The following is a 26,555-nucleotide window of genomic DNA, read 5'->3' as shown; positions in this document are numbered from 1 at the left end:
AAATGTCACAGTCTTCTTAAGTCAACCAGAACATTGTAGCAGGAACAATTCGGTAAGAGAAGCTTTTTAACTCATTTTTTTTGCTTTTTTTACACTTTGTTTTCAAAGCTTTTTTTATGTAAAGCTGGGCAAGAAGTTTCTCTATAAACGTATGGAATATTAATGCAGCGAAACATGAATAATAATGTATGAAATGGATCAGATTCGGTGTGTCTGATTCTCCTTAACGATTTTATACGTGAAGTGGCGCACTTGATAACGGATTGATATAATCAAAGAAGGAAAACAAATTTTAGGAGGATTCGAATCATGGGGCAGACGATCGCGTTCCATAAAGCTGATCAACTAAAAGCGAAGCCTGATGCCAGCGGGTTAGGTTTTGGCAAGCATTTTACTGATTACATGTTTGAAATGGACTATTCTTTGGATGAAGGCTGGCATGATCCGAGGATTGTTCCCTACGGACCGATTACTCTTGATCCGGCAGCAACGATTTTTCATTATGGACAGGAAGTCTTTGAAGGCTTAAAAGCTTACCGAACTGAAGACAAGCGTATCCTGCTGTTCCGTCCGGACAAGAACATGGAACGAATGAATCAGTCCTGTGCACGGCTGAACATTCCGGAAATTGATGAGGAATTTGTGATTAAAGCAATTAAGAAACTGGTTGCCATTGAAGAGGCATGGATTCCATCTCAGCCGGGACAATCGCTGTACATTCGTCCGTTCATTATTGGTACGGATTCAGCACTTGGTGTGCATCCTTCAGCGACCTACAAGCTGCTGATCATTCTGTCCCCTGTCGGCTCCTATTTCGGCAATTCAATGAGTCCTGTGAAAATCTATGTTGAAGACGAATATGTCCGCGCTGTTAAGGGCGGTGTCGGCTATGCGAAAACTGCGGGCAACTATGCTGCCAGCCTCAAGGCTCAGACTAAGTCGGAAGAAATGGGCTTTGATCAAGTGCTGTGGCTCGATGGTGTGGAGCACAAATACATCGAAGAAGTCGGCAGCATGAATATCTTCTTCAAATTTGACGACGAAGTATGGACCCCGGCACTGAACGGCAGTATTCTCCCCGGCGTTACGCGTGCTTCGGTGATCGAAATGCTCCAGCATTGGGGCGTAACCGTCAAAGAAAAGAAAATTTCTGTAAATAAGCTGTTCAAGAAAGCGGAAAAACAGAAGCTTAAAGAAGTATTCGGCACGGGAACGGCAGCTGTTATTTCTCCAGTCGGATTTCTGAAATGGGAAGACCATGTGATTAAGGTTGCCAACGGGAAAACAGGCAAGCTGTCTCAGAAATTGTACGACACACTCACAGGCATCCAGACCGGTAAGATCGAAGACAAGCTGGGTTGGACTCAAGAAGTTAAGGTTGATCATGAAGAAGCAACTGAAAAAGTCCAACCGAAAGCGGAAGAAGCACCAGAAGCCGTAAAAACGGAAGATAAGCCAAAAGAAGCAAAAGCAGAAGAAAAACCAAAGGAAAAAAAAGCAGTGGTTACTGATTAACGGTCATGGGAACCCAAGCCTTCGCGTGCATGCAAACGCGCGGGCTTTTTCTCTATTAACGGGAGTGTGAGAGATTTGGCATCAATGGAAAACTTGATTAACAGACGGGTTCGTGCTATTCAGATCAGTGGTATCCGACAATTTTTTAATAAAGTGAAGGACTACCCCGGAGCGGTATCACTGACAATTGGTCAGCCGGATTTTGCCACACCGGAACATGTGAAGGAAGCAGGAAAGACTGCAATTGATCAGAACAAGACAACGTATACGGCGAATGCGGGTCTGTTTGAGCTAAGACAAGCTATTTCCGGGTATGTTGCGGAAAAATATGATCTGCATTATGACCCTGCTTCTGAGATCATCACAACGGTTGGCGCGAGCGAGGCCATTGACCTTGCGTTTCGCACTTTATTGGAACCAGGTGACGAGGTCATTCTTCCGGGACCGGCATATCCGGGCTATGCAGCACCGATCACACTTGCCGGCGGCATTCCAGTTTACATTGACACGCGAGAGACGGATTTTAAAATGACTGCGCAACAAATTGCCGAACATCTGACTGAGCGAACGAAGGCAGTTATTCTTCCATATCCGTCTAATCCGACCGGATGTGTGCTCAGCGAGGCGGAGGTCGCGGCTATCGCCGAGGTGTTAAAAGATAAATCCGTTTTTGTCGTGTCGGATGAGATTTATAGTGAACTGACCTATGGACAAAGGCATACTTCAATTGCAACGTTCCCAGGCATGAAAGAAAAGACATTGGTGATTAACGGTCTGTCAAAATCACATGCAATGACGGGGTGGCGTATGGGCTATATTTTGGCTGATAATCCGATTGCCAATGAACTGATCAAAGTCCATCAATACGGCATTTCCTGCATTACAAGCATTACTCAGTATGCGGCGATTGAGGCGTTGACGGTCGGCAAGGATGACGCCGAGCCGATGCGGCAAGCGTATAAGGAACGGCTGGACTATGTGATTGGCCGACTTGAGGCTATGGGATTTGACGTTGTGCGTCCCGCAGGTGCTTTTTACGTATTTCCTTCAATTAAAAAGTTCGGCTTGTCCTCAGAGGACTTTGCCCTGCAGCTGCTTGATAAAGAACGGCTGGCAGCTGTTCCCGGCAGCGCATTTTCTTCATATGGTGAGGGCTACCTGCGACTCTCTTACGCCTATTCAATGGACGTTTTGAAGGATGGCTTGGATCGCTTGGAACGTTTTGTTGCGCGGTTTTAAATAAAAGGACACCAAAAAAGAGAATCGGAGCTTGCTCCGATTCTCTTTTTTAATCAATGGAAAGATTATGTCCGGTTTTTGGTGACTTCGGTCCGTGAATTTTGAGAATGCCGTTGGTGTAGGAAGCCTGTGTTTGTGCTCGGTTGATGGCATACGGCAAAGTCACCACGCGTTCAGCATGATCGAAGCGGCGCTCATGACTGTACGCGCCGGTTTCCTGATGCTGCGATTCCATTTCCACATCATTTTCCACAGCAATTTTCACCTTATCGCCAAGCAGCTCGATATGAATGTTGTCACGATCTGCACCGGGCAGTTCAGCTTCAACGATCCATTCATCTTTTGTATCATAGAGCCTGACCGGAAACCCGGTAAATGAATGATTGCTGAAAAAATCGTCGATTGATTTCAACACATCGCCGAACGGATTACTTTGAAAAAACGCATCGAGATCATTCATCAGATTTCTTCTTTTTGGCTGCTGCGGTTCTCTAGGGTCTTTGTTATCCACTATGATCCCTCCTCCTGAATGCTTATCTAACATCAGCATATGAATTAGGATGCTTTTTGTTTCATGGTTTTAAAGGCACCAGATCGAATGCTCAGCGTGCGATTTGGAAATAATGGGTGAGCAGAGGGGGAGAAAACGATGGCAAAAAAAGATAAGGTTTTGCTGGTCATTGATATGATTAATCCGCTTCAATTCAGCAAGGCAGGATTGCTGCTAAACGGTATGAAGCATATGATTGACCCTCTGGTGGAACTGATCACGCGGGCACGCCATGAAGGCATCCCGATCATTTACGTCAATGATAATTCGGGCAGATGGGAATCTGATCGTGATTATCTGATTCGTGAGGCATTAAAGGGAACGGGAGCGTCAGTTGTTCGACGCATCCTTCCTGATCCTTCCGACTATTTCATTATTAAACCCAAGCATTCCGGATTTTTTGCTACACCACTCCATGCACTGCTGCATGATCTGGGTGCGGAGACGCTGATCCTTACCGGTGTGGCAGGCAATATCTGTGTGCTTTTTACGGCGAACGATGCATACATGCGTGATTATAAGCTGATCGTTCCACAGGATTGCTGCGCATCGAATGTTCAAGAGGACAATGAGTATGCGCTGCGCATGATGAATCAGGTGCTTGGCGCGGATACACGCGCACAAACGGATATTGAGCTGTGATGATCCGATTCCTATTTCTCCTTTAATTTTGTGATAAGATAAAACTAGTTTATTAAGGACGAAAAGGTGGTTTCATCGATGATCGACGCGGCTCATCAAGCGCTGAAAAAATATTTTGGCTACGACCAATTTCGGAAGGGCCAAGATCAAATCATTTCTCGGTTAATGGATGGTCGGGATACGGTCGGCATTATGCCGACGGGCGGCGGAAAATCGCTTTGCTACCAAATCCCCGCACTGCTTTTCTCTGGAGTGACACTGGTGATCTCGCCGCTGATTTCCTTGATGAAAGACCAAGTTGACGCGCTTGGCAACGCCGGGATTCACGCAACCTACATAAATAGTTCGCTAAGCTTTGCAGAAGGAAAGTCGAGGCTTGCAGCTGCAGCGAACGGAGACTATAAATTAGTTTACATTGCACCGGAGCGCTTAGAGGTTCCGGATTTTGTCCGTGCTCTGGAACGTATGCATGTTTCGCTCGTGGCCATTGATGAAGCGCATTGCATTTCACAGTGGGGTCATGATTTTCGTCCCAGTTATCGGTCTATACCCGTAATGATTACTCGATTTGAGCAAAGACCTACGGTTGTCGCCCTTACAGCGACGGCAACACCGAACGTCACATCGGATATTTGTCAGTTGCTCGGTATTGAGCCGAACGGGGTCATTGCGACCGGCTTTGCTCGTGATAATTTGAATTTTCAGGTGATCCGCGGTCAGAATGCGGATACCTTTTTGCTTGACTATTTGAAGAAGAATCAAGATCAGCCGGGAATTGTTTATGCGGCGACGCGCAAGGAAGTGGATCGGCTTTATGCGCGACTCGAGCAGAAGGGGCTTGCTGTCGGACGCTATCATGCCGGTCTTTCCGAACAGGAGCGTGCTTCAAGTCAGGAGCGGTTCCTTTATGATGACTTGACGGTGCTTGTCGCAACCAATGCGTTTGGAATGGGTATTAATAAATCAAATGTACGGTTTGTCATTCACTACAATATGCCGCGAAACATTGAAGCCTATTATCAGGAAGCCGGGCGTGCGGGGCGCGATGGAGAAAAAAGTGACTGCATTCTTTTGTTTGCGCCGCAAGATATCCGGTTGCAGAAGTTTTTTATCGATCAATCTGAGATGGACGATACGCTGAAGCAAGCAGAGTACCACAAACTAGATCAGATGATTGGCTATTGTCATACCGAGACCTGTCTGCAGGGCTATATTTTGCGCTATTTCGGCGAGCAGAATCCTGAGCCGTGCGCCCATTGCGGCAACTGTCTCGATACACGTGAAAAATCAGATGTAACGGTTGATGCACAGAAGGTACTCTCGTGTGTCAAGCGTCTGCGTGAACGCTATGGGAAAATGATGGTTGCCAAGGTGCTTGCCGGCGCATCAGATCAAAAACTGCTCTCTTTTCGGCTTGACCGGTTGCCCACATACGGCATTATGAAGGACCGAACGCAAAAGCAGATCAGTGAATTTATCGACTTCCTGACAGCCGAGCAATACCTTGTGCAGCAGGGCGGCGCTTTTCCCGTTCTCGCTTTAAGTGAGCGGTCGCTGCCGGTGCTCAAGGGAGAGGAAAAGGTCCTCAAAAAAGGACGTGTTCGCGCAGAACGATTGGCTGTAGACGATGCACTCTTCGAATCGTTGAAGCAGGTCCGTAAAACGCTTGCTCAGAAAGAGTTTGTTCCTCCATACATCATTTTTTCAGATCAGTCCCTGCGTGAGATGAGTGCGCGACTGCCGGCGACTGACCATGACTTCCTGATGATCAAGGGGGTCGGTCAGCAAAAATTAGAAAAATACGGACAAGCCTTCATGGAAGCAATTGCCGAGTATCAGACCGAACATTCTGAGGAGAAGGACCCGGTATGAGAAAATGCAATGCGCTTCCTAGGTTGAAAATAGTATCGGATACAGGTACAATGAGTCCTGTTGTTAACAAATCTCCTCACAAGATCACGAGGGGGTAGAGGCGCGGCAGTTAAGATAAGCGCATCTGAGGCGAAGAGAAGCCGGACGGTGCGCGTAAGGAACTGTTGCCGAAGTACATTCGGTTTCTCTTGCCGAGTGTGCTGGGTCCGTTTTCGAAAGGGGCGGGACTGTCACATGTTTTTTAGGCATGTGGTGTGCTATCGGTGGAAGATGTGCGAGGAGTAAATGGATCAATAAGCCTGTATTTTAAACAGATCTTATTCTTTTTTACTATAAAAGTTTCCCGTCCGCCGAAGGCATGATCTTGCCTTGGCGGGCGTTTTTAGTAACCATGAATTATATTCTTCACATATCTCCCCGAAATACAGAGAGGGAGAGAGAAAAAGTGCAGCAGAAGAGAAATAATCAATTAAGGCGCGGGTTAAAATCACGTCATTTGACGATGATCGCGCTTGGGGGAGCAATCGGAACAGGGCTTTTCCTCGCCAGTGGAAACGCAATCTATACGGCCGGTCCGGGCGGTGCGCTGCTCGCGTATGGATTAACAGGCATCATGGTTTATTTCCTGATGACCAGTCTTGGTGAACTGGCGACCTATATGCCGACAAGCGGATCGTTCAGCACCTACGCGACGCGCTTTGTCGATCCGTCGTTCGGTTTCGCACTTGGCTGGAATTATTGGTACAATTGGGCGATTACCATTGCGAGCGAATTGTCCGCCGCAACACTGATCATGAAATTCTGGTTTCCCAACAGTTCGTCGATGCTTTGGAGCGGTCTATTTCTGCTTGTTATCTTCTTACTTAATGCTTTAACGGTTAAGGGCTACGGTGAGTCGGAATATTGGTTTGCATTTATTAAAGTCGCAACAGTCATCCTTTTTATTGTTGTCGGGTTGCTGATGATTTTCCGTGTTCTTGGCGGCGGTGTGCCCGGATTTCATAACTTTGCCGTTGGTGACGCGCCGTTTCATGGTGGATTTCTGGCGACATTCGGTGTATTCCTCGCAGCCGGATACTCTTTTCAAGGAACGGAGCTGCTTGGTGTGAGTGCCGGTGAAAGCGAGCATCCGGAAAAAAGTGTTCCGAAAGCAATGAACACGATTTTCTGGCGGATACTCCTATTTTATATTCTAGCAATCTTCGTTATTGCCATGATCATTCCTTATACGAGTCATAATTTGTCTGCGACTGATCAGGTTATGGTCAGTCCCTTCACGCTTGTGTTTCAGAGAGCGGGGCTTGCGATTGCCGCGTCGGTGATGAATGCCGTTATTTTAACGGCGGTGCTGTCGGCAGGAAATTCCGGACTGTATGCATCGACGCGTATGCTCTATGCACTCGCTCGAAAAGGAAAAGCACCGAAATTCCTTGGCTATGTGACAACGCACGGTATTCCCATCTGGTCGCTTGTCGTTACAGCCGCGTTCGGTCTGCTTGCTTTCTTTGCCTCCGGATTCGGTGACGGTATTGTTTATAACTGGCTACTTAGCGCATCGGGCATGTGTGGTTTTATTGCATGGCTCGGCATTGCGATCAGTCACTATCGTTTCCGTCGTGCTTATGTTGCACAAGGAGGAAAAGTGAGTGACCTTCCTTATCGGGCAAAGTGGTTCCCGTTTGGTCCGTTGTTCGCTTTTGCGGTATGCATGGTGGTCGTGATCGGACAAAGCATCGGCGCATTTTCCGGCGGACGGATTGATTGGGGCGGAATTGTTGCCGCCTACATCGGTATTCCGATTTTTCTTGCTGTTTGGCTGATTGCCAAATGGAGGATGAAGTCAAAATTGATTCCGCTTGATCAATGCGATCTGTCGCGTCATTCGGATGATACCGATGAAATTTATGAAAAGTGATATTTAAAGTGATCGGCCATCATGCAAATACTGGGAAAAGCATTTGTTCGTGTTAAAATAGAGACAAGTCTAGCAAATGATTCAGAGAAGAGGAAAAAACATGCATGTACTACTGCAAATACATGGCCTCGTTTGGGGGCTTGTCGTGATTCTTTTTATCCTAAGCTATCTTCTCACGGAGCAAAAAGTGTGGAGTATGATCCTGAGGACGGCTTACCTGGTTATGATTATAACCGGGGTAGTCATGCTCTTCTTAATCCATTTCCCACTGGTGCCGACGATTAAAGGCGTGCTTTCCTTCGCCTTAATCGGACTCATGGAAGTGGCGATGGGTAAACGTAAGAAAAAAGAATCATCCTGGATCTTTCTTGTTTTGATTGCCGTGCTTCTGATCCTGATTTTGCTGATGGGTTATCATGTGATTTGAAAAAAGAACTTTTCCCGATGAATGCTGGGAAAAGTTCTTTTCATTTATTGGTTAATTTTGCACAGGGGTTTCATTGAGAATTCCGGAAGCTTTGATCCGTATGACGGCTTCCTTCAGGCGCTCCTCGGATTCGAGCAGTCCGGCTCGGACGAATTGATCGCCATGGGTACCAAATCCGGCACCCGGTGCCACCGCAACATGAGCACGTTCAAGCAGAGCGTCGGCAAAGGTTTCGGAGGTATAACCGCTTGGAACCTTGAACCAGCAGAAGAACGAGCCTTGCGGTGCGATAACATCCCAGCCGATCGCGCGTATGCCGGAGACGAGTACGTTGCGACGATGCTCGTACAGCGCGCATAATTCTTGAACGGATTGCTGCGGCCCGAGCAGAGCAGCTGCGGCTGCATCTTGAATGGCGCTCGGCACGTCCGAATGATCAATGTCATGGAACTGACTGAGAGCTCGAATAATTGAGGCATTGCCGACCGCGAACCCGATGCGGAATCCGGCCATATTATAGGTTTTCGACAACGTGTACACTTCAATGCCTTGTTCCTTTGCACCAGGAGTTTGCAGAAAGCTGAGCGGGCGCTTACCGTCAAAGCCGAATGCTGCATACGCGAAATCATGAACAACCGGAATATGATGCGCTTGTGAAAAAGCAACGGTATCCGCAAAAAATTCTTTTGTAGCCATTGCTCCGGTAGGATTGTTCGGATAGTTCAGCATCAGAAGCCTTGACTTTTGCAGAATGCTTTCAGGAATCGTTTGGTAGTTTGGTAAAAATCCGTCTTCAGCATGAACCGGTATGCCATAGGTTTCAGCGCCGGCCAAGTGTGGGCAAACAAAATAGAGCGGATAGCCGGGATCGGTTGTCAACATGACGTCGCCCGGATTCAGCATCGCTTGCGGAAGTGCCGAAATAGCGACGGTTGCGCCGTCAAACACGGTTACTTCCGTCTCCGGATCAACGGAAACACCGTATTCACGCATATAAAATTCACTGATGGCCTCTTTGAGTGTTGCTGTACCGCCCGCAGGAGGATATCCTTGATTTTCATGAAGCTGAGCAGCTTTATTCATTGCCTGAATAATTGGTTTGGGGGTCGGTTGATCAGGACTTCCGGTATGAAGATGAATGACATCAATGCCTTGCTTGACCACCGAATTGATCCGATGATCAATGCTTGTAAAGTAATTGGCGGGAAGTGCTTGAACCTGCCGGGATGGGATGAATTCAGCCATAAATAACCCTCTTTTCCTTACATTCTTTCTATACACTATGACCTATTAAGTAAAATCGTTCGCTGCGAATTGAGCAAACCATGATGCGGTCTATCAATCTTTCAGGCACGCAACGTATCCTATCATAACCTTTTTTTCTCTTCTTATCTACCTGCCGGAACCGTTCCGAACATGCTGAATAAACTAGTGTGAAATGCCTATGCATCTGCAGAATGAATAGGCCTGCAAATGACGGGAGCGGGAAGGGTGGAACTATGTTTGTCTATACAGTGAGAGCTGGTGACTCATTATTTGGAATCAGCCAAAAATTTGATATTCCTGTGAATACATTAAGAGCAGTAAACGGACTGACGGCGACGAATATCGTCACCGGTCAGTCGCTGCTCGTGACAAGTGATGTTTATACAGTACAGCCGGGCGACAGTCTTTGGACGATTTCACGCATGGCGTATGTTCCGTTAAGCGCGGTGCGTCAAGCGAATCCAGGAATTAATCCTGATCGCTTAAGCCCCGGTCAGAAAATTAATCTTCCGGCGATTGAACGCCGTGTGGCGACCCATTTCAGCTACACGCAGCTTCGGACACCGGCAATTGATCAAGCGGTAATTGCGGATAATGCACCATATCTAACCTATATTGGTTTGTTCGAAACCCATTTTAATTGGAACAGCGATTTGAGTCCGCTCAATGACAATGCAGCCGTACTTGCGTCTTGGCGCGGACGGGTGACACCGGTCATTACCGTTACCAATTTGACCGAGACAGGATTTAATTCAGCTCTTGTTCAACGCGTTCTGAACACACCGGATGTTCAGCAGCGCTTGATTGACAACATGATTAATTATGCCACGTCTGATGGGTACGGCGGCATCAATGTGGATTTTGAAGGTGTTCTTCCGGCTGACCGGAACGCTTTTGTTATGTTTCTCCAAGCGCTGCAGCAGCGTACGCAGGCGGCCGGGCTGAATCTCAGTATTGCGGTTCCGGCCAAAACTGATGATACGGTGCCGTGGGTGCGCGGCTATGACTATGCGGCAATCGGAGCCATTGTCGATCAATTTTTCATCATGGCTTATGACTGGCATTATGCAGGCAGCGAGCCGGGACCGACCGCACCGATTCAAGATGTCATCGCTACGGTCAATTATGCGGCCAGTGTGATGGATCGCAATAAGATCATCATGGGTACGCCGTTTTATGGCTATGACTGGCCGATTCCTTTTTCCAGCCAAAATCCGGGCAGAGCCATTACGTATCAAGCAGCGGTGAATCTTGCCATGAGTGAGCAAGTGCCGATCAACTATTCGACAGCAGATCAGGCAGCATACTTCTACTATACAGATGACAGCGGTCAAAATCGCGTTGTCTGGTTTGAAGATGTACGCAGCTTATTTGAAAAAGCGCAGATTGTTTATAATTCTCGAATCGGCGGTATTGGCACCTGGCAGCTCAATTTTGCGATGCCGCAGTATCCATGGGTATTCACCCACTTTTTCCAGATTCGCAAGGTTTAATTGGCTTGCATATCACGTGAAAACGCACGTCTTTCATGCTATGGTTAATCCTAGGTAAACACATAGGAAAGCGAGTGGGATGAATGGCAGTGAAGACGATTGGATTTGTTGGAACCGGAGTCATGGGCAAGGGTATGATTCGCAATCTGATGAAGGCAGGGTTTGCGCTTCAGGTCTATAATCGAACGAAAAGTAAAGCAGATGATCTTGTTTCGGAGGGAGCTGTTTGGAAATCGAGCCCTGCGGAAGCGGCCAAAGGAGCTGACGCAATCATTACGATAGTCGGTTATCCAAAGGATGTCGCTTCCGTTTATTTTGATAACGGGATCATTGATCATGCTGAAAAAGGTGCCTATTTAATTGACATGACAACCTCGTCGCCTCAGCTTGCGGAAAAAATTTATAAGGCAGCCGCGGAAAAAGGTCTGCACGCACTTGACGCCCCGGTTTCCGGCGGCGATGTCGGTGCAAAGAACGGTACGTTGTCGATTATGATCGGCGGAGATTCGGAAGATGCTGAGACACTGGCACCGGTTTTTCAAGCCATGGGTCAAAAAATTGTCTACCAGGGAAAAGCAGGCTCGGGTCAGCATACGAAAATGGCGAATCAGATTGCAATCGCCTCAAACATGATCGGCGTTGCGGAAGCATTAGCCTATGCAAAGCATGCCGGACTTGATACCGATACGGTGATGGAGAGCATCGAAACAGGCGCAGCCGGCAGCTGGTCACTGACCAATCTCGGCCGACGAATGCTGAAAGGCGATTTTGAACCGGGCTTCTATATCAAGCACTTGATCAAGGACGAGCGAATCGCGCTCGAATCCGCCGAAGCGATGGGCATGGATGCACCGGGACTTGCATTGTCCAAGAAGATCTACGATGAGCTCGCCGAACAAGGCGAAGAAAACAGCGGAACACAAGCAATCTACAAAAAATATTGGAATCAATAAATAGTGATAAGGAAAGACTGCGGCTGATGTCGCAGCCTTTTTTGCAAGATAAGAAAGTATAGAGCGACCGAGCAAGGTCGTGCCTTATAGCGGGTGAGAATCCCGTCGGAAAAGAGTTAGCCACTCATCCGTAGCGAGTCTTGGAGAACTAAGGGCAACGTTAGTTTTAAGCGTAGACAGCGAGTCAGTGGGCCGTAAGCCATGTGGTTGAAGGGAATGAGCCTCGAAAACTTATGAAAACGGGAACGCCGATGGCGTTATACTTCCAGAAGGCAACACTCCAATCATCGATAGGGTAAGAGGATTGGGGGTTCCCCGGGGTCTGAGACCATGGCACGCTGAGCATTGATAAGGGACGGCAACTCGGGAGATCCCAGCGGATCTTTCGAATGAAAGTATAGTGAACCAAGCAATCAAATGTGAGGACGCTAAATGTCTACTGGGAAGTCGGAGGAAACACATAGTACTAATGACGCTGGGTAATGCCAGTCGAGGAAAGGTGTTTCTCTTGTTCATGAATCTTATCGGGGACACATCGGCACACACGGAGGTGCAGTAAAGATGAACACAAAACAGGTAAGAATAGCAGAATTAGCGAAGGCGAATCCGGGGATGGCGTTCACGTCACTGGCGCACTTAATGGATGAAGAGGAATTGAGACAGTGTCATCGGGAGTTACAAGGCAACAAAGCAACAGGCATTGACCAAGTAACAAAAGTTGCCTATCAAGAAAACGTGGCGGATAACCTCTCCCACCTAGTCATGCGACTGAAGCAGAAAAGCTATCGGCCGCTTCCGGTGCGTCGCGTGTACATTGATAAGCCGGGTTCAACGAAGAAAAGACCGTTGGGCATTCCGGCTTATGAAGATAAAATTGTACAGCGAGGACTTGCGAAAATCCTTAATGCCATCTATGAACAGGATTTTCTTGACTGTTCCTTTGGCTTTCGTCCAAATAGAAGTTGTCATGATGCGCTCAAAGTGCTCAATGTCTCCATCGAAAAACGGTATACAAACTACATCGTTGATGTAGACATCAAAGGTTTCTTTGATCATGTTGATCACCAATGGATGATGCGTTTCTTAAATCATCGCATTAATGATCCAAGTCTACTCAGACTCATTGCGCGTTTTCTGAAGGCTGGATACATGGAGAAGGGGACGTGGTACGCAAGCGAACAAGGGACGCCGCAAGGTGGACTGATCTCGCCGATTCTAGCCAACATCTATCTTCACTATGTGATTGATCTATGGTTTATGAAAGTGGTGAAGAAGCAGTGTCAGGGACAGGCCTACTTGGTGCGCTACGCTGATGACTTTGTCTGTTGCTTTCAGTACAAACAGGAAGCGGAGCAATTCTATAGTGAACTCAAGCAGCGAATCGGTAAATTTAATTTGACGCTAGCAGAGGAAAAAGCGAGGATCATTCCTTTTGGACGTTTTGCTTGGGAAAATGCCAGACGAATTGAAAACAGGAAGCCAAAGACCTTTGACTTCCTGGGGTTCACCCACTACTGTGGGTGGAGTAAAAGTGGACACTTTCGAGTAAAACGAAAAAGCAGTCGAAAGAAAGTCTGCGCCAAGCTCAAAGCCCACGGGCAGTGGCTTAAAGCTCATCGAACGAAAGAGATAGACTCCATCATGGATCGGATCAAGCGCTCGCTGATCGGCTATTACAACTACTATTGTGTCACCGACAACATTCCAAGTGTGAATGCGTTTCGATTACAGGTGATTCGGCTGTTGTATAAATGGTTAAACAGAAGAAGCCAAAAACGATCTTATACATGGGAAAAGTTCAATCAATTTCTAAAACGATGCCCATTGCCTCAACCACGAATCAAGGTCAATATCTATCAACTTCGCCCAGAACTTAGCTATATTCTGTGAACCATGAACAAGAAGAGCCGTGTGCGTAAATAGCGCACGCACGGTTCTGTGAGGGGGACAGAGGATGTGAATCACTGCCCTACTCGACAGATTTTACCCCATTTTTAAACGAATAAACCAGTGCCTTGACCGAGAATCAAAGCGGAGGTGCGGCGCGCCTGCGGGATCAGGTGCCAGCGAGACCTCGCAGATTTCTGCTTGTCTGAGGAAGCTCGCGGTGCGCCCGCGATCGTGCTCTGTTGATGCGAGCAACCGAAGCGATGAGGTAAGCGTCCAATCTGATAAATAGGAGGAAAAATTACCCTTATTTAGAAAATGAACGAAAAAATAGCTTAAATAGGCGGAAAAATTCCGCTTATCGAATTGAAAAACATGAAAATGGAGGGTTTTGCTTTGCATAAGCGGAAAAATTACCCTTATTCACCGGCGAAACAAGCTCCATGGTGCATATAACCGGAAAATCTCCGCTTATTTTACTCGTTACCTAATGAAGGATCAGGATAATGAAACAGAAGTGAGATGAATGGGAGCATTTTTTATACTAGTAGCTGTGATAAAAACTCAACTATAAAAAACGGAAATGTTCGATGAAAATTTCACACCACTAATTAATAGAAACCTCTCTGAGCCGCAAATGAGACGAGTCATTGGACAGATGCTAGAATAAGAAAAGAATCGTTGTTGAGAGGACTGAACTCATGAAAAGTTTTATAGTAATTGGCGCTGTATTAGCCTTCCTGTCTGTAGCATTTGGCGCATTCGGGGCTCATATATTGAAAACGCGGCTCACCGAACAAGATTTGGCGGTATTTCAAACGGGTGTTCATTATCAGATGTACCATGCGCTGGGACTGATTGTGATCGGCATCCTCGCACTGACCGTATTCAGCGGGCAGAGCACGTTGCTTTCTTGGTCCGGATGGTTGATGGCAGTCGGTGTTCTGCTTTTTTCCGGCAGCTTGTATGCGCTGACGTTGAGCGGTGTTCGCATGCTTGGAGCCATTACACCGATCGGCGGCGTTGCCTTTCTCGCAAGCTGGCTGCTTGTTGTTATGGCCGCATTGCGCGCGTAATGGCACACAGTATTATTTAATTCGAACGATACTGGAGGCTTTTGCAATGGATTGGAGAGAAAATAGGGTTGAGTCTGCTCTAAACGGGACAAATCCAATGGTTCTAGCAAAAATGAAGAGCGGCTTTGCAGTTATCGGAGATACACAATTTTTACCCGGCTATTGTGTCTTACTGCCCAAAAAAGAAGTATTGAGCCTCAATGATCTGACAATTGATGAGCGGTCGCAGTTTCTCACAGACATGAGTTTAGTAGGAGACGCGATTATGAACGTGTGCCATCCTCTAAGAATCAATTATGATATCTTGGGGAATACAGACGCGTTCTTACATGCACATATTTTTCCAAGATATGAATGGGAAAAAGATGAGAGAAGAAAAATGCCTGTTTGGCTGTATGACTCATCAAATTGGTACGACGAAGAAAAGCATTTTAATGAGCATAAGCACGGCAAATTAAAAGAAGAACTGGCAAATTATTTGAAACATATATACGAAAAATAGCAGATTCGTAGTTGGCAGCTACGGAATCACTTGGACACAAAATGGAGCATCTCCTTGGGCGGAGGTGCTCCGTTTTTGTTAGAAAATTATCTTCCGGTCGGAGATTGCGGACCATAAGGATATTCATAGCTGAGCGGCCCGGTAAACTCGAAATAGTTGACGAAAACCATGGGAATTAGGTAACGGACGCGTGTTTCCTCATCTTCAATGATCACATGATCGCGCCCAGCGGCCTCGACCGTACCGGTAAATGATTTGGCATTCCATTGGCTGTTGCCTTCAAAGGTACAGTAAACCGTCGCTGTTTTGCCGAGATTCAGCCTTAAAATGTTTTCGATGTAGGATTGCTCAACGAACGGCAACGGCAGAACTTGCGGTACTGCAGGCGCAACTGGCTGACCGGTTTGCGGTACGGGTATTGTGTATGCAGGATACGGATAAGGAACCGTTTGCGCAGCAGGCGGGACTCCGGGAGCCTGTGTCAGCTGCCCTTGGAATGGAAAGGTACCGCTCGGTTGCTGTTGCGGTGCCACTTGCTGTCTTGAAGTGTCCCAGCCCGGCTGCGCGCCGGGATCAGGACTGAATGATGCACCATAAGGCCAGCTGTCTGGCGGAAATTGAACACCCATAAGTAAAGTCACTCCTTAGCAATAAAATGATCAATAAACACTTGGGCAGACGGATTCGCTTGGGGCAAAGAAGCAATGTGCTTTAAATCGTCCGGTGTTCCATTGATTGTACCATTGGGCGGGACAAGCGCCCGAAGGCTGGAAAAACCAAAGCGAATTGGATGCGGGATGAAAACGTTCACCATTAAGCGTGCGCTGGGCAAGGCGTTTGTCCACGCTACGCGCCGCTTGATAAAAGTAGCCCTTTTGTGTCGCTTCAAATCCACCGGGACTTTGGAAAACCATCTGTTGGATCGTCCTCAATCCCTCAAAGTCAAGGCAGTTTCCGAGCACGCGATTCACGCCGACGTTGCCGACCATCAGCATGCCGAGCTGACCGTCGCCTTCAGCCTCCGCACGCATCAGCCGGGCGAGCAGTGAAACATCATTAGCAGTGTGTTGAACCACGGCCATAGCCGTAAATACCTCCTTTGTGAAAGGAAAATACAACTTATTTTCAATAGGTATGAGCTCTCGGATATTCGTACCTTAAAGCCTATGCCAGGCAGCGCAAATAATGACAATGGATACCGGAAAATCGAATCGTAAATAAAAAAAGACCTGTTTTCAGGTCTTTCGATAAAGTGAAACAATTATAATGAAAACTTTTGATTAAAAAGTTCTTGTGATAGTTGCGTGCCAACGAAAAACGGCCCGAAGTCGCCAAATCGGGCGCTCGCTTCATCAAAGCGCATTTCGTAGACAATCTTTTTGAATTGCAGGGGATCATCTGAAAAAAGTGTGACGCCCCATTCCCAATCATCGAATCCAACGGAACCAGTGATAATCTGGTGAATTTTTCCTGCATATTTGCGGCCGATCTGGCCATGGCTTTTCATCATTTCCCGTCGTTCTTCCATCGGAAGCATGTACCAATTGTCGCCGTGCTCGCGCTTTTTATCCATCGGGTAGAAGCAGAAGTAATCGGTTTTCGGTAAAATTGGTTTTAAACGCTGCTGTACACGCGGATTGGCGTAGGGATCACCGCCGGATTTGCCTAGATAGTTGCTCAATTCAACAACAGAAACAAAGGAATAGGCAGGGTTTGCAACCTCGCCCAGCTTGGATTTATCGAATTCAGTTTCCAAATCGCTAAGCTCGTCCATGGTCGGACGAAGCGAAATCATGACGAAGTCCGCTTTCTGTCCGAGTACCGAATACATGGCGAAGCTGCCGCCGCGTGCATCTTCATTCAGTTCCGCTTGGGTCAGAAACTGATTGAATTCCATCAAAGTCTGCTGCCGTTCCCACTCGGATTTCGTTTTCCATTCCTGCCAGTCAATGGTTCGAAAATCATGAAGGCAGTACCATCCATCCAGCGTTTGGGCTGCTTCAGACATAGTGAACACCTCTTTTTTATTCTAAAAAAATAATAGATCAGCTCATGTGTCGCATGAGAAAAACCTATGGCAAGTTGCCATCATGGCTTGACTGGTTTTTCTTTCGCTTAACTTAATATAGCATAGATAAAGTAAGCAAGGAGTGCATGAAAATAACTTTCCCAATGTAGGATAAGCCTAATTGGTTTATACTTATTATAGATCAAATTTAATGAGGGGGCGGATTGACAAATGGCGGATTTATTTGAACGATTGAAGCCTGAGATAAAGAAGGGCAAACCATCCATAATTTTTCCTGAAAGTGAAGATGAACGGATTGTCGAAGCGGTACAAACCCTAGCGGAAGAAGAATTGATCGTGCCGATTCTCATTGGAAAAGTCGAGGATGCTTCCAATGCCTTAAAAGAGCTTGCTGATGAGAAAAAGGTTGTGTTCATGCATCCTGAGACGGACGAGAATTTACAGGCGATGATTGAAGCGTTGGTTGCGCGCAGAAAAGGAAAAACCGATGCTGCAAAGGCAGCGGATTGGTTAAAAGATCCATGCTATTACGGTACAATGCTTGTTTATATGGGCAAAGCGGACGGGTTGGTCAGCGGTGCGGCCCATTCAACAGCGGAAACCGTGCGCCCTGCATTGCAGATTATCAAGTCCCAGCCGGGAAAGAAACGCATTTCGGGATCTTTTATTCTCGTTAAAGGGGATAAAGAATTTGTTTTCGCTGATTGCGGTATTAATATCTCGCCGGACAGTGAAACCTTGGCGGAGATTGCGGTTGAATCTGCGGAGACAGCAAAAATGTTCGGCATTGATCCGAAAATAGCCATGCTTAGTTTCTCGACAAAGGGATCAGCGAAGGATCCGTCGATCGATAAAGTAACAGAGGCAGTAAAACTTGTTAAGGAACGGGAGCCGGAATTACTTGTGGACGGAGAACTGCAATTTGACGCTGCTTATGTGCCGGAAGTTGCTGCGAAAAAGGCACCGGGGTCACCAATTGCCGGCAAGGCAAACGTATTTGTTTTCCCAAATATTGATGCGGGGAACATCGGGTACAAAATGGTGCAGCGGCTCGGAGGCTATGTAGCAATCGGACCGATCCTGCAAGGCCTGAACAAGCCGGTGAACGATTTGTCGCGCGGCTGCTCTGCCGATGATGTCTACAAGCTGGCGCTGATTACGGCAAAACAAGCGTTAAGTGCTGCTCAGCCACAGAACGCGTAATAATCCAATCTGATTTTAATCTAATAAGGAGCACGGCCGATGCTTATTGCGGTTCGTGCTCTTTTTATACCTTGTCAGAAATTTATTTTCAAAAGGACTATCAATAAATCCTAAATCTGGAAGCTGGACATTTTTCCAAAAAGAACATTTGTAAAATAAAAATCGGAAGACATACATATTCTCCCGATTTTTGTGTACCTGTTTACTTAATAATAAATCTGTTTAGCATCTGAGGGCAAATCGTGCACGTGTTTCAAATAGGCGGAGACACGTTGGTCATCAGCAGTTGCATAGATATAACCGAAATGGTCGGCAACTTGCTTTGCCAAAATGCGAAACAGATTGCCCATTTGAAACAGCGACTGCCAAATGTGCTCGGGCTCAGCGTCCGGATAGGTGAGCAGATAGCTTTGCCATACTGATTTTTCAACATAGCGGGACAAGTACTTACCGCATTTTCCGGCACTCACTGTAAAATTAGTGCGTACACCTGCGTGCCAACCGAGCATTTTGAGCAACATCTCGCGGACATAGTGTTCGAGCATGGTCTTGGCATACGGTATTTCCCCGCGCCATAATCCTTTAGCCACATAAGGCGACACCCACCAGAATTCGTTACAGCAATCGACGAACTGTTTTGCGCTCGGTGGAATCATTCGATAATCCCGATCATCTGATGAAGGAACAGATGCAAATTGTCTATCTTTATCAAGCAGGATGATGCTCAGGCTGTCTCCATTTACCCATTCCTTTGCTCTTTCCAAGGTCATCAGCGTTAAATCAATCCGATTTCCGTCATCAAACAACATTAAATAGGCGAATTTATCCTTAGCAATATCGCCGAGTCCATTTCCAATATCCATCAGGTCAGGCATTTGCATGATGATTCGCTTGCCGAATTGATCAACCCAATGATGGTTTGCCGTAAATGAAGGAACATCGCGGACCACATAGACTATATCGTAATCTTGAAAACAATCGCGCGGTGCATCAGGATTGGTTCGTGATCCGTTCATAATCACAGCGCGAATTCGTTCATCTGCCTTTGCCTTATCTAAAATCAATGCCTTCATTTCTTGCTCATTTCTCATTTTTATTATCCTCCATTAATTTTTAATCCTGTAAAAGCAGGAATGGTGGAGGAGGTCGCGCACAAGTCTAAAACCGATTCAATCATATTTTCATAAGTCATTCCCCATTTTCTAAGTGATCGTTACCATTATTCCTAGGTTCGTTACTAGTTTTTATGACTTTGTTACAAGTTCGATGATTGGTTACAACTTTTCCTTGATTCGTTACAAGATTTCATAACTTCGTTACAACTCTTGGCTGTTCGCTCTTCGTCTTTCGTTTAAGAGTGGCAAGTGCGACTCCACCGAGAATTAAGATGCTGCCAATGGCGAAATTGATTGACAGTTTTTCGCCGAGAATGAGCCAGCCAAGCAGAGTGCCGACAATCGGCTGGAAGAACAGAAAGAGTGAACCGGCACCGGCATCAATCATGGTCAGTCCTTTATTCCAAAGAAAAAATGCCCCGGCTGTCGACACAATGCCAAGATAGAGTATGCCTGCGATGACCGGTCCATTGGCAAAATGAATGGTACCCATTGACCAATCTCGGATCATAAATGGTGTCGTGAAAATCAGTGCAAAGAAAATCGAGTAGGTCGTAATCACAAGCGATGATAGTTCTTCAGCCGCCTTCTTGACGTATACGGAAAGCAGCGCCCAGGTGATCGCGGCGATGACTAAAGTGATGCAGCCCCAAAAGTAATTACCGAGCTTGTCGGGTAATCCGATGGTCAGGATGACGCCGCTGGTCGCGACGACAAGCGACATGATTTTCCGAATGGAAAAGGCTTCTTTCAATACAAAACGTGCGAACACGACGACAAAGGCTGGTGTCGCTGAGGTGATCATTGCACCGGTGTGAGCATCGGAAAGCTTCGTGCCGATAAATTGGCAGGCGATTGAGATAAAATAGCCGATAAAGCCGATCCAAATCAGCATCCACCATTGCCCTTTGCTCAGACGGAGTCGTTTGCCGGTTTTCTTTTGCTGAATCCACAGAAGGATAAACAAAAGCATTGATCCAAGCAGGTAGCGCAGCCATACAAGTGCAAGCGGAGTGACGAACTGTAAAACATATTTACTCACTACATACATGCAGCCCCAAATTGCTGCCGCAAGCGCCAGATAAATAGCACCGATCATTGATGATTTCATGGTTTATAGCCCTTCTTTTATGGGATTTTTTTGTAAGTGAAGTATCCCGAGGAAGGGGTAAGAGGCAGATCATTCGCCGGTACCCTTGCTCAGGAGCGAAGGGCAGGTTGATCATTTTCAAAAAGATCAAGATAATAGCGCATGACGGAATCCTCCTTGACAGACTTTTAAGACTATTATAAACGAACTGTGTGAAAATCTATAGATTGATTAATCATATAAAAGTATAAATTGATTAGGACTACATGTTGGTCATGTACGAATAGATTAAAAGCCATCGCGTCAAATTTCTGCGCGATGGCCATCATACAGATGTTATTCAAATAAATGCTGAGCGAAATATTCGTTTTTCTTAATACCGGCTGGAATAGCGAAAAGGCCGGTTGCGACATGATCGGTGTATTCGTTGAGTGCGTCGCTTTTCCCGAGTACACGGAGCATCGGGATAAAGCTGTCTTGCGGTTTGTTTTGAAAAGCGATAAACAGCAAGCCCGCATCAAGATTTCCTGTTGTCGGCTGGATACCGTTTGTATAAGAATAAGCGCGTCGAAAAATCTGTTTGCCGGTTCCATGTGCCAGCCGAACATGTGAATTTACCGGCTGCTTGCTCATAATCACCGGTTCTTTCTCATGAGTTCGTCCGAAGGCTGCGCCGGAATCTTTTTTTCGACCAAAAACATTTTCCTGATCGCTGTATGAGTCACGATCCCAAGTCTCGATAATCATCTTGATCTTACGATAGCCGAGATAGGTACCGCCACGCATCCATTTTGGTTCATCATTGCCGGCCCAGATGACTTTTTCCTGATCGACGGCATCGGTTACATTAGCCGTGCCGTCTTTAAAGCCAAATAGGTTACGCGGCGTTTTTCCCTTTGCTCCATTCAGAAAACCGGATTCCATCCAGCGGATATTCGCTGTTCCAAGTGCTTCCTTGATCAGATTGCGCAGAGCATGAAAAGCGACTTGCTGGATGTCGGCACATACCTGGACGCAAATGTCGCCATTTGAGATGGATGGATCGAGCGTTTCGTGAGCGATTTTCGGCATCTCTGTCAGCTGCTTCGGCATTTGATTCGCCAATCCGAAGCGGTCCTTTCCACCTTTGATAAAAAAGGAGTGACCGAGACCAAAGGTGATGGTCAGATTGGCGGCGCCAAGATCACGCGCCTCATTCGTATCGTTCGGCGGCAGTTCCTTGTTGCTGCTGTTGATTTCCCTCTTGCCCTGCGTCAGCGTTGCGGCAAGCTGTGTCCAGGAGATAAAGAGTGCCATGATCTTCGCTACGTCATGAATCGACGGATCAATGTCGAATGCCGCAAGATAACCGTAGCTTTGATGTACGGTTGTAACACCAGCTTGATGTGCTCCGAAAAAGGGAACTTTGGATTGATTCGCAGGCTCCGCTGCTGTTTTGCCACCAAGCAGTTCAAGTGCCGTGCCCAATCCGCTTGCACCAAGGGCAATTCCGCCGCCGGCAAGTGCCGTCATTTTTAACATTTCCCGCCTGGAGTATCCCTTTTTTTGCTGCGGGGTACCAAGTTCATCGTTATCCATTCGGGATCGACCTCTTTCTTAATTAGAAAATTTTCGCCGTTTGAGCCATCAGCTTCGAGAGTTTGCTGAGCTCGTTGCTGATTTCTCGGATTTGTTCTTTGCTGAGCTTTGTGTAATCTTCGTATTCCGTATCGGACTTTTTGTATTTCAGCATTTGCTTATCAAATGCCTGGAATTGTTTATCGATTTGGTTTGCCAGGTCCTTATGTCCCTGATTCAGGGCAGGAATGGCCGCTTGATAAACGGCTTCGGAGCCGTCAACGTTTGCTTGCAGGTCGACTAAATCGGTGTGAGAATAACGTTCTTCTTCACCGGTAATTTTGCTTGTTGCGGCTTCTTCAAGCAGTTCCATAGCCCCGGCAACCATTGCTTTAGGGGTTAATTTAAATGTCTTTGACTTTTTCTGCAGATCAAGAACATCGGCCATTAATTTATCGGCATATTTGCCCTGACCCTTGAGGCTGTTCTTTTCCCACAATGCGCGTTCGATTTCGTGGAAGCCGGTCCATTTAGAGAGATCATCAACATCATTAACGCATGCGTCAATTGCGGGATCCAAATCGCCGAAGCTTTCAGCAATCGGTTCGGCACGTTCATAGTAAATACGTGGTTCAGCGTAAAGCTTCTTTGCTTTTTCAATATCGCCGTCTTTAACAGCTTTCACAAAAGGCTTAGTTGTTTTCACAAGCATGTCGATTTGTTCATCGGCATATTTGAGATAATCATCCACGGCTTGATCCATCTGTTTCGATGGTTTTGATTTGGTTTCCTTGGCAGTAAGCAGATCATTTAATTGCTCAGTCAGCGCGCTGCTGTTCTCCTTTATCTGTGCAACATCAGGATCAGCAAGATTGGATTGTGCGTAAATCGGCTGTTGATAGCGTTCGATTTTCGCGTATTGAAGCGGGAATCGGTCACGTACGTTATTTTCATAGGAAAGCCATTGTGTATTAATTTGCTTGCCATATTTTTTAATTTCATCTGTATCGTTCTTTTTCAAAGCGGTCTGGAGCTTGCTGTTCAGTTGTTTCATTTTGTTCGTGCCCTGCTTGACCGGGTCACTTGTTGTCTGCGATGTTTTCGTACTGCCTGACTGTTGCGAACTGCTGCATGCAGTGATGACCGGAAGAAGCAAGATTGCCATTAATAGTAGAAAGACAATTTTCTTTTGATGTTTCATAATGATTATTAAGCCTCCTTGGCATGTGTTTGTGTTTTATGTGATAACGCTGTCTGCTGTTCTTTAAGTATGATGAAGATGAAGAGCAGTAAGCATATAGCCTGCGGAACTGTGCTGTACCATGATGGGAAAATACTCAGGCTGTTGATTGACGGCAGGGCCTCTGAAACCGTTGAGGGGAGGACGCCTGCCATTTGAAGACTGTGAATACCTGATCCCATAAATTTGAAGCATAAGTAAAAGATGACAAAACTTGAAATCATGAAAAACGGACGGAGCGGCAGCAGAACGCCAAGCTTCAGCATGAGAAAGCCGATGACAACGAGTACGCCGAAACCGACGGCAATACCTGTTGCCAATTGCGTGTACGGCATGCGTCCGGCCATTCCGATTAAGAAGATGACCGTCTCCATTCCTTCGCGAAGTACGGCGATAAATGCAAGCACGGCGAAGGAAATCATTTTTCGCTTACTGATCGCCTGACTTGTTTTGGATTTGATAAACGCGTTCCAGCGTTTAATGTCCGCATTCCGGTGCAGCCAATAGCCTACATAAAGCAGCATCAGACTTGCGACCACTCCGGACCAACCGTTGATCAATGAATTGTTGTTTCCAAAGGCAGCGACTGAGAGCAGAAAGGAAACGAGCGCGCCGACCGCAAGACATACGATCACAGCGAGGCTTGTTCCGCTCCAGATCCACACCTTTGCCGGCTTTGAATTTGCTTTGCGCGCAAAGGTCAGCAGTGCACCGATTACCAGCAGTGCCTCAAGACCTTCGCGAATCGGAATCAGAGCAGCATCCCACATTCCATAGTTTGCTGATGCGAGCGGCTTCAAACTTGTGATCATTTCATCGACCAGCGGCAGCGCTTTTGTTCGTGTTTTTGAATCAGCGAGGTACGCATCCATCATAACTAAATCTTTCTCAGATTCGGTATAGATGCTTTGCGATTGGCTGACAACATCGCCTTCAACGGACAGCCAATCCTGTTGAAGCTGCTTGACCTGAGATGCGGCGGTGACCCAATCCTTCTGACTCATCGACTGTTTCGCGTTGCCAAGCTCGGTTATGTAAGAAGACAGAGAGTGATGTCCCGACTTGGCGGCTCCGCCGTACAAACCGCTTTGATAGTCTTGGAGTGTCTGTCGAAGTGCGCCGACACTTTTTATCGCTTCTGTTCGATCACCATTGAGCAGATCCAACGACGCAGAGCTTATATCCTGGCTTAATTGGATCGAGGCGTCAAGAGAACTCTTCGAAACGGCAGTTTTATTGTTCTGCCACCATTTTTTAAAGGATGAAAAATCTGCTTCTGCCGATTTATTGTTCTGCAATGCAGTGATTGCATGATTTAGATCCTTGAGCGCTGGAGAAACATCAATTGCCTTTTCTGCATGTGCTGGTAGCGGATACATCGACAGCATCGCGATCAAGCAAATCAGTGTAAATGCTCCGATGCACCGACCGAATTTCATAGTGAAGCACCTCCAAGACGGTAATGATAATCATTTTCAATTAAACAAGTATAGTTTAGTAGCCCAGAGACATACTGTCAATATAAATTTAAATAAAATGATCAATATTGTGACAAATAGTATAGATTAATAATATGCATGTTAATTGGCTGGCTATTCATGTGGGAAATCAGAATCAGAAGGTGTCAATTGATGATGCAGGATCGGTTAGGCAAATCGAGGCATATTCACACAAATGTTGCGTGCTTGCATCGACTATTGATTTCATAAGAAAAAACCGGGCAAAAAACGCCCGGTCCATACTTCCGCAGGATGCGGTGGCTTTCCCGTTGCATACAGGACATATGCATATTTAGCGAAAGCTCCTTCATCACTTTTCTGTTTCATTATCCTGATCCTTCATTAGGTAACGAGTAAAATAAGCGGACATTTTCCGCTTATTTGCACCATGGAGCTTGTTTCGCCGGTGAATAAGGGTAATTTTTCCGCTTATGCAAAGCAAAACCCTCCATTTTCATGTTTTTCAATTCGATAAGGGTAATTTTTCCGCCTATTTAAGCTATTTTTTCGTTCATTTTCTAAATAAGGGTAATTTCTCCTTCTATTTATCAGATTGGACGCTTACCTCATCGCCCAACTGATAAGAGCAGATTGGGAATCAGCAGCTTATGAGGCTTATCGTCGTACCAGCGGTGTTTTCTTTTCTAGTAAGAAAAAACCGGGCAAAAAGCACCCGGTCCTTACTTTCACAGGACATATGCATATTTAGCGAAAGCTTCTTAAACCTATCCGGATTTTGAATCTGCTGCGAATGCTCGCTTACCGCGGGCGTCCCACATCCTTCGTGTTTGGTTCCCAATCCTTTGTTTTGCAAAAATCATAAGCTTTTCTTTACTCATGTAAAAAAAACGCCGCAGCTATGCGGCGATTCCTTCATTTCTTAATAAATCCTTCTTCAACTAAATATTCTACTGCTTCTTTATAGGTACGGAACGTTCCATCGAGCTGGTCGCCTGCATAGACGTTCCAAAGCTCGTTGTCATAAATGATTTCAAGCTCTTGGCGTCCGCTTGGCGTCACCCATCGTTCGTGATCATTGCCGTCTGCTGTTTCTTTTTCATAAACACCTTCAGGAGAAAGGGCAAAGATTGCTTTTTTCAGCAGTGTGCGAAGCTCCTCTTCGGAGAAGTCGCGAATGTTGACCATGCCTTTCGGATCAGCCTCGTAGCCTTCAATGCCCTTTGCATATACATAGCCGTTGCCATTCGGATGCAAATGGTACACGATGGTTTTTTTATCTGCAGCACTTCCCGGATATTGAAAATTCACACGTCCCAGTGAGACAGATTTGCACTCTAGTTCAGGAAACGATTCGAAAATCGATAATTTTTGATTGTAATCAAGTAGCAAAGATTTCTTCAACTCCATTTATTCAAATTTGTCGGTTCATTATAGCATACACAGGTCTTTAAAGATAATGGCGTAAATACGGTTTAACAAATCTTTGATGATCTAATTGAACTAGTGTGCTATATTACTAGTACA

At 46.3% G+C, this 26,555-nt stretch carries 23 protein-coding genes and 1 riboswitch; of the genes, 12 read left to right on the top strand and 11 right to left on the bottom strand.

Features of this window, described 5'->3' with window-relative positions; translation table 11 throughout:
* The first annotated feature begins 309 nt into the window (after window positions 1-309).
* The gene (locus tag AC6F33_RS16310; protein WP_255747741.1) at window positions 310-1,515 is read left to right on the top strand and encodes a branched-chain amino acid aminotransferase; all 1,206 of its coding nucleotides are present in this window, start codon (window positions 310-312) and stop codon (window positions 1,513-1,515) included.
* 84 nt (window positions 1,516-1,599) lie between these two features.
* Window positions 1,600-2,754, top strand: a complete 1,155-nt coding sequence (locus AC6F33_RS16305) for an aminotransferase A (RefSeq protein ID WP_255747931.1) — start codon at window positions 1,600-1,602, stop codon at window positions 2,752-2,754.
* Window positions 2,755-2,803: 49 nt separating this feature from the next.
* On the opposite strand, the gene AC6F33_RS16300 is transcribed toward AC6F33_RS16305, so the two are convergent.
* A complete protein-coding gene (locus tag AC6F33_RS16300) occupies window positions 2,804-3,265 on the bottom strand; it encodes an Hsp20/alpha crystallin family protein (protein WP_500777447.1) in 462 nt (153 codons plus the stop codon).
* Window positions 3,266-3,403: 138 nt separating this feature from the next.
* On the opposite strand from AC6F33_RS16300, the gene AC6F33_RS16295 reads away from it, so the two are divergent.
* The 4 genes from AC6F33_RS16295 (at window position 3,404) to AC6F33_RS16280 (ending at window position 8,160) form a co-directional block, all read left to right on the top strand.
* Window positions 3,404-3,946, top strand: a complete 543-nt coding sequence (locus tag AC6F33_RS16295) for a cysteine hydrolase family protein (protein ID WP_500777446.1) — start codon at window positions 3,404-3,406, stop codon at window positions 3,944-3,946.
* Window positions 3,947-4,024: 78 nt separating this feature from the next.
* Window positions 4,025-5,818 (top strand): DNA helicase RecQ, encoded by a 1,794-nt coding sequence (gene recQ / locus AC6F33_RS16290; RefSeq protein WP_500777445.1) that lies wholly within the window; start codon window positions 4,025-4,027, stop codon window positions 5,816-5,818.
* Between the two features lie 87 nt (window positions 5,819-5,905).
* Window positions 5,906-6,086: riboswitch (Lysine riboswitch) on the top strand.
* Between the two features lie 234 nt (window positions 6,087-6,320).
* Window positions 6,321-7,733: an amino acid permease gene (locus AC6F33_RS16285; protein ID WP_500778175.1), complete on the top strand. Its 1,413-nt coding sequence runs from the start codon at window positions 6,321-6,323 to the stop codon at window positions 7,731-7,733.
* A 100-nt stretch (window positions 7,734-7,833) separates the two neighbouring features.
* On the top strand, window positions 7,834-8,160 hold the full coding sequence (locus tag AC6F33_RS16280) for a DUF1516 family protein (RefSeq protein ID WP_255747736.1): 327 nt from the start codon (window positions 7,834-7,836) through the stop codon (window positions 8,158-8,160).
* 51 nt (window positions 8,161-8,211) lie between these two features.
* On the opposite strand, the gene AC6F33_RS16275 is transcribed toward AC6F33_RS16280, so the two are convergent.
* Window positions 8,212-9,405 (bottom strand): aminotransferase class I/II-fold pyridoxal phosphate-dependent enzyme, encoded by a 1,194-nt coding sequence (locus AC6F33_RS16275; RefSeq protein WP_500777444.1) that lies wholly within the window; start codon window positions 9,403-9,405, stop codon window positions 8,212-8,214.
* A 254-nt stretch (window positions 9,406-9,659) separates the two neighbouring features.
* On the opposite strand from AC6F33_RS16275, the gene AC6F33_RS16270 reads away from it, so the two are divergent.
* The 5 genes from AC6F33_RS16270 to AC6F33_RS16250 all read left to right on the top strand — a co-directional run bounded on the left by AC6F33_RS16270 (window position 9,660) and on the right by AC6F33_RS16250 (window position 15,337).
* A complete protein-coding gene (locus AC6F33_RS16270) occupies window positions 9,660-10,919 on the top strand; it encodes a glycosyl hydrolase family 18 protein (protein ID WP_500777443.1) in 1,260 nt (419 codons plus the stop codon).
* 83 nt (window positions 10,920-11,002) lie between these two features.
* Entirely contained in the window at window positions 11,003-11,872 is an 870-nt protein-coding gene (locus tag AC6F33_RS16265; protein ID WP_500777442.1) for an NAD(P)-dependent oxidoreductase, read from the top strand.
* Between the two features lie 561 nt (window positions 11,873-12,433).
* On the top strand, window positions 12,434-13,762 hold the full coding sequence (gene ltrA, locus AC6F33_RS16260; protein ID WP_255749773.1) for a group II intron reverse transcriptase/maturase: 1,329 nt from the start codon (window positions 12,434-12,436) through the stop codon (window positions 13,760-13,762).
* 698 nt (window positions 13,763-14,460) lie between these two features.
* Window positions 14,461-14,835, top strand: a complete 375-nt coding sequence (locus AC6F33_RS16255; protein ID WP_255747732.1) for a DUF423 domain-containing protein — start codon at window positions 14,461-14,463, stop codon at window positions 14,833-14,835.
* 46 nt (window positions 14,836-14,881) lie between these two features.
* Complete coding sequence (locus AC6F33_RS16250) at window positions 14,882-15,337, top strand: HIT family protein (protein WP_255747731.1); 456 nt, start codon at window positions 14,882-14,884, stop codon at window positions 15,335-15,337.
* A gap of 86 nt (window positions 15,338-15,423) precedes the next feature.
* On the opposite strand, the gene gerQ is transcribed toward AC6F33_RS16250, so the two are convergent.
* The 3 genes from gerQ to hemQ form a co-directional block, all read right to left on the bottom strand.
* Entirely contained in the window at window positions 15,424-15,966 is a 543-nt protein-coding gene (gene gerQ / locus AC6F33_RS16245; RefSeq protein ID WP_500777441.1) for a spore coat protein GerQ, read from the bottom strand.
* Between the two features lie 30 nt (window positions 15,967-15,996).
* Window positions 15,997-16,419, bottom strand: coding sequence for a cell wall hydrolase (locus tag AC6F33_RS16240; protein ID WP_255747729.1), 423 nt, complete (start codon window positions 16,417-16,419; stop codon window positions 15,997-15,999).
* Window positions 16,420-16,598: 179 nt separating this feature from the next.
* Window positions 16,599-17,345: a hydrogen peroxide-dependent heme synthase gene (gene hemQ, locus AC6F33_RS16235; protein WP_255747728.1), complete on the bottom strand. Its 747-nt coding sequence runs from the start codon at window positions 17,343-17,345 to the stop codon at window positions 16,599-16,601.
* Window positions 17,346-17,576: 231 nt separating this feature from the next.
* On the opposite strand from hemQ, the gene pta reads away from it, so the two are divergent.
* Window positions 17,577-18,569 (top strand): phosphate acetyltransferase, encoded by a 993-nt coding sequence (pta, locus tag AC6F33_RS16230; protein ID WP_255747727.1) that lies wholly within the window; start codon window positions 17,577-17,579, stop codon window positions 18,567-18,569.
* Window positions 18,570-18,775: 206 nt separating this feature from the next.
* Here the strand turns inward: pta and AC6F33_RS16225 are convergent, their stop codons facing one another.
* The 6 genes from AC6F33_RS16225 to AC6F33_RS16200 all read right to left on the bottom strand — a co-directional run bounded on the left by AC6F33_RS16225 (window position 18,776) and on the right by AC6F33_RS16200 (window position 26,438).
* Window positions 18,776-19,660, bottom strand: coding sequence for an aminoglycoside 6-adenylyltransferase (locus AC6F33_RS16225; RefSeq protein WP_255747726.1), 885 nt, complete (start codon window positions 19,658-19,660; stop codon window positions 18,776-18,778).
* Between the two features lie 214 nt (window positions 19,661-19,874).
* Window positions 19,875-20,795 (bottom strand): DMT family transporter, encoded by a 921-nt coding sequence (locus tag AC6F33_RS16220; RefSeq protein ID WP_255747725.1) that lies wholly within the window; start codon window positions 20,793-20,795, stop codon window positions 19,875-19,877.
* Between the two features lie 315 nt (window positions 20,796-21,110).
* On the bottom strand, window positions 21,111-22,352 hold the full coding sequence (efeB, locus tag AC6F33_RS16215; RefSeq protein ID WP_480948223.1) for an iron uptake transporter deferrochelatase/peroxidase subunit: 1,242 nt from the start codon (window positions 22,350-22,352) through the stop codon (window positions 21,111-21,113).
* Window positions 22,353-22,374: 22 nt separating this feature from the next.
* A complete protein-coding gene (efeO, locus tag AC6F33_RS16210; protein WP_500777440.1) occupies window positions 22,375-23,532 on the bottom strand; it encodes an iron uptake system protein EfeO in 1,158 nt (385 codons plus the stop codon).
* Window positions 23,533-23,540: 8 nt separating this feature from the next.
* On the bottom strand, window positions 23,541-25,010 hold the full coding sequence (locus tag AC6F33_RS16205; protein WP_500777439.1) for an FTR1 family iron permease: 1,470 nt from the start codon (window positions 25,008-25,010) through the stop codon (window positions 23,541-23,543).
* A 933-nt stretch (window positions 25,011-25,943) separates the two neighbouring features.
* Entirely contained in the window at window positions 25,944-26,438 is a 495-nt protein-coding gene (locus AC6F33_RS16200) for a hypothetical protein (protein ID WP_500777438.1), read from the bottom strand.
* Window positions 26,439-26,555 lie beyond the last annotated feature (117 nt).

The sequence above is a fragment of the Sporolactobacillus sp. BBK16-2 genome (genome assembly GCF_059878335.1).
This window is presented reverse-complemented; position numbering and strand designations above follow the sequence as displayed.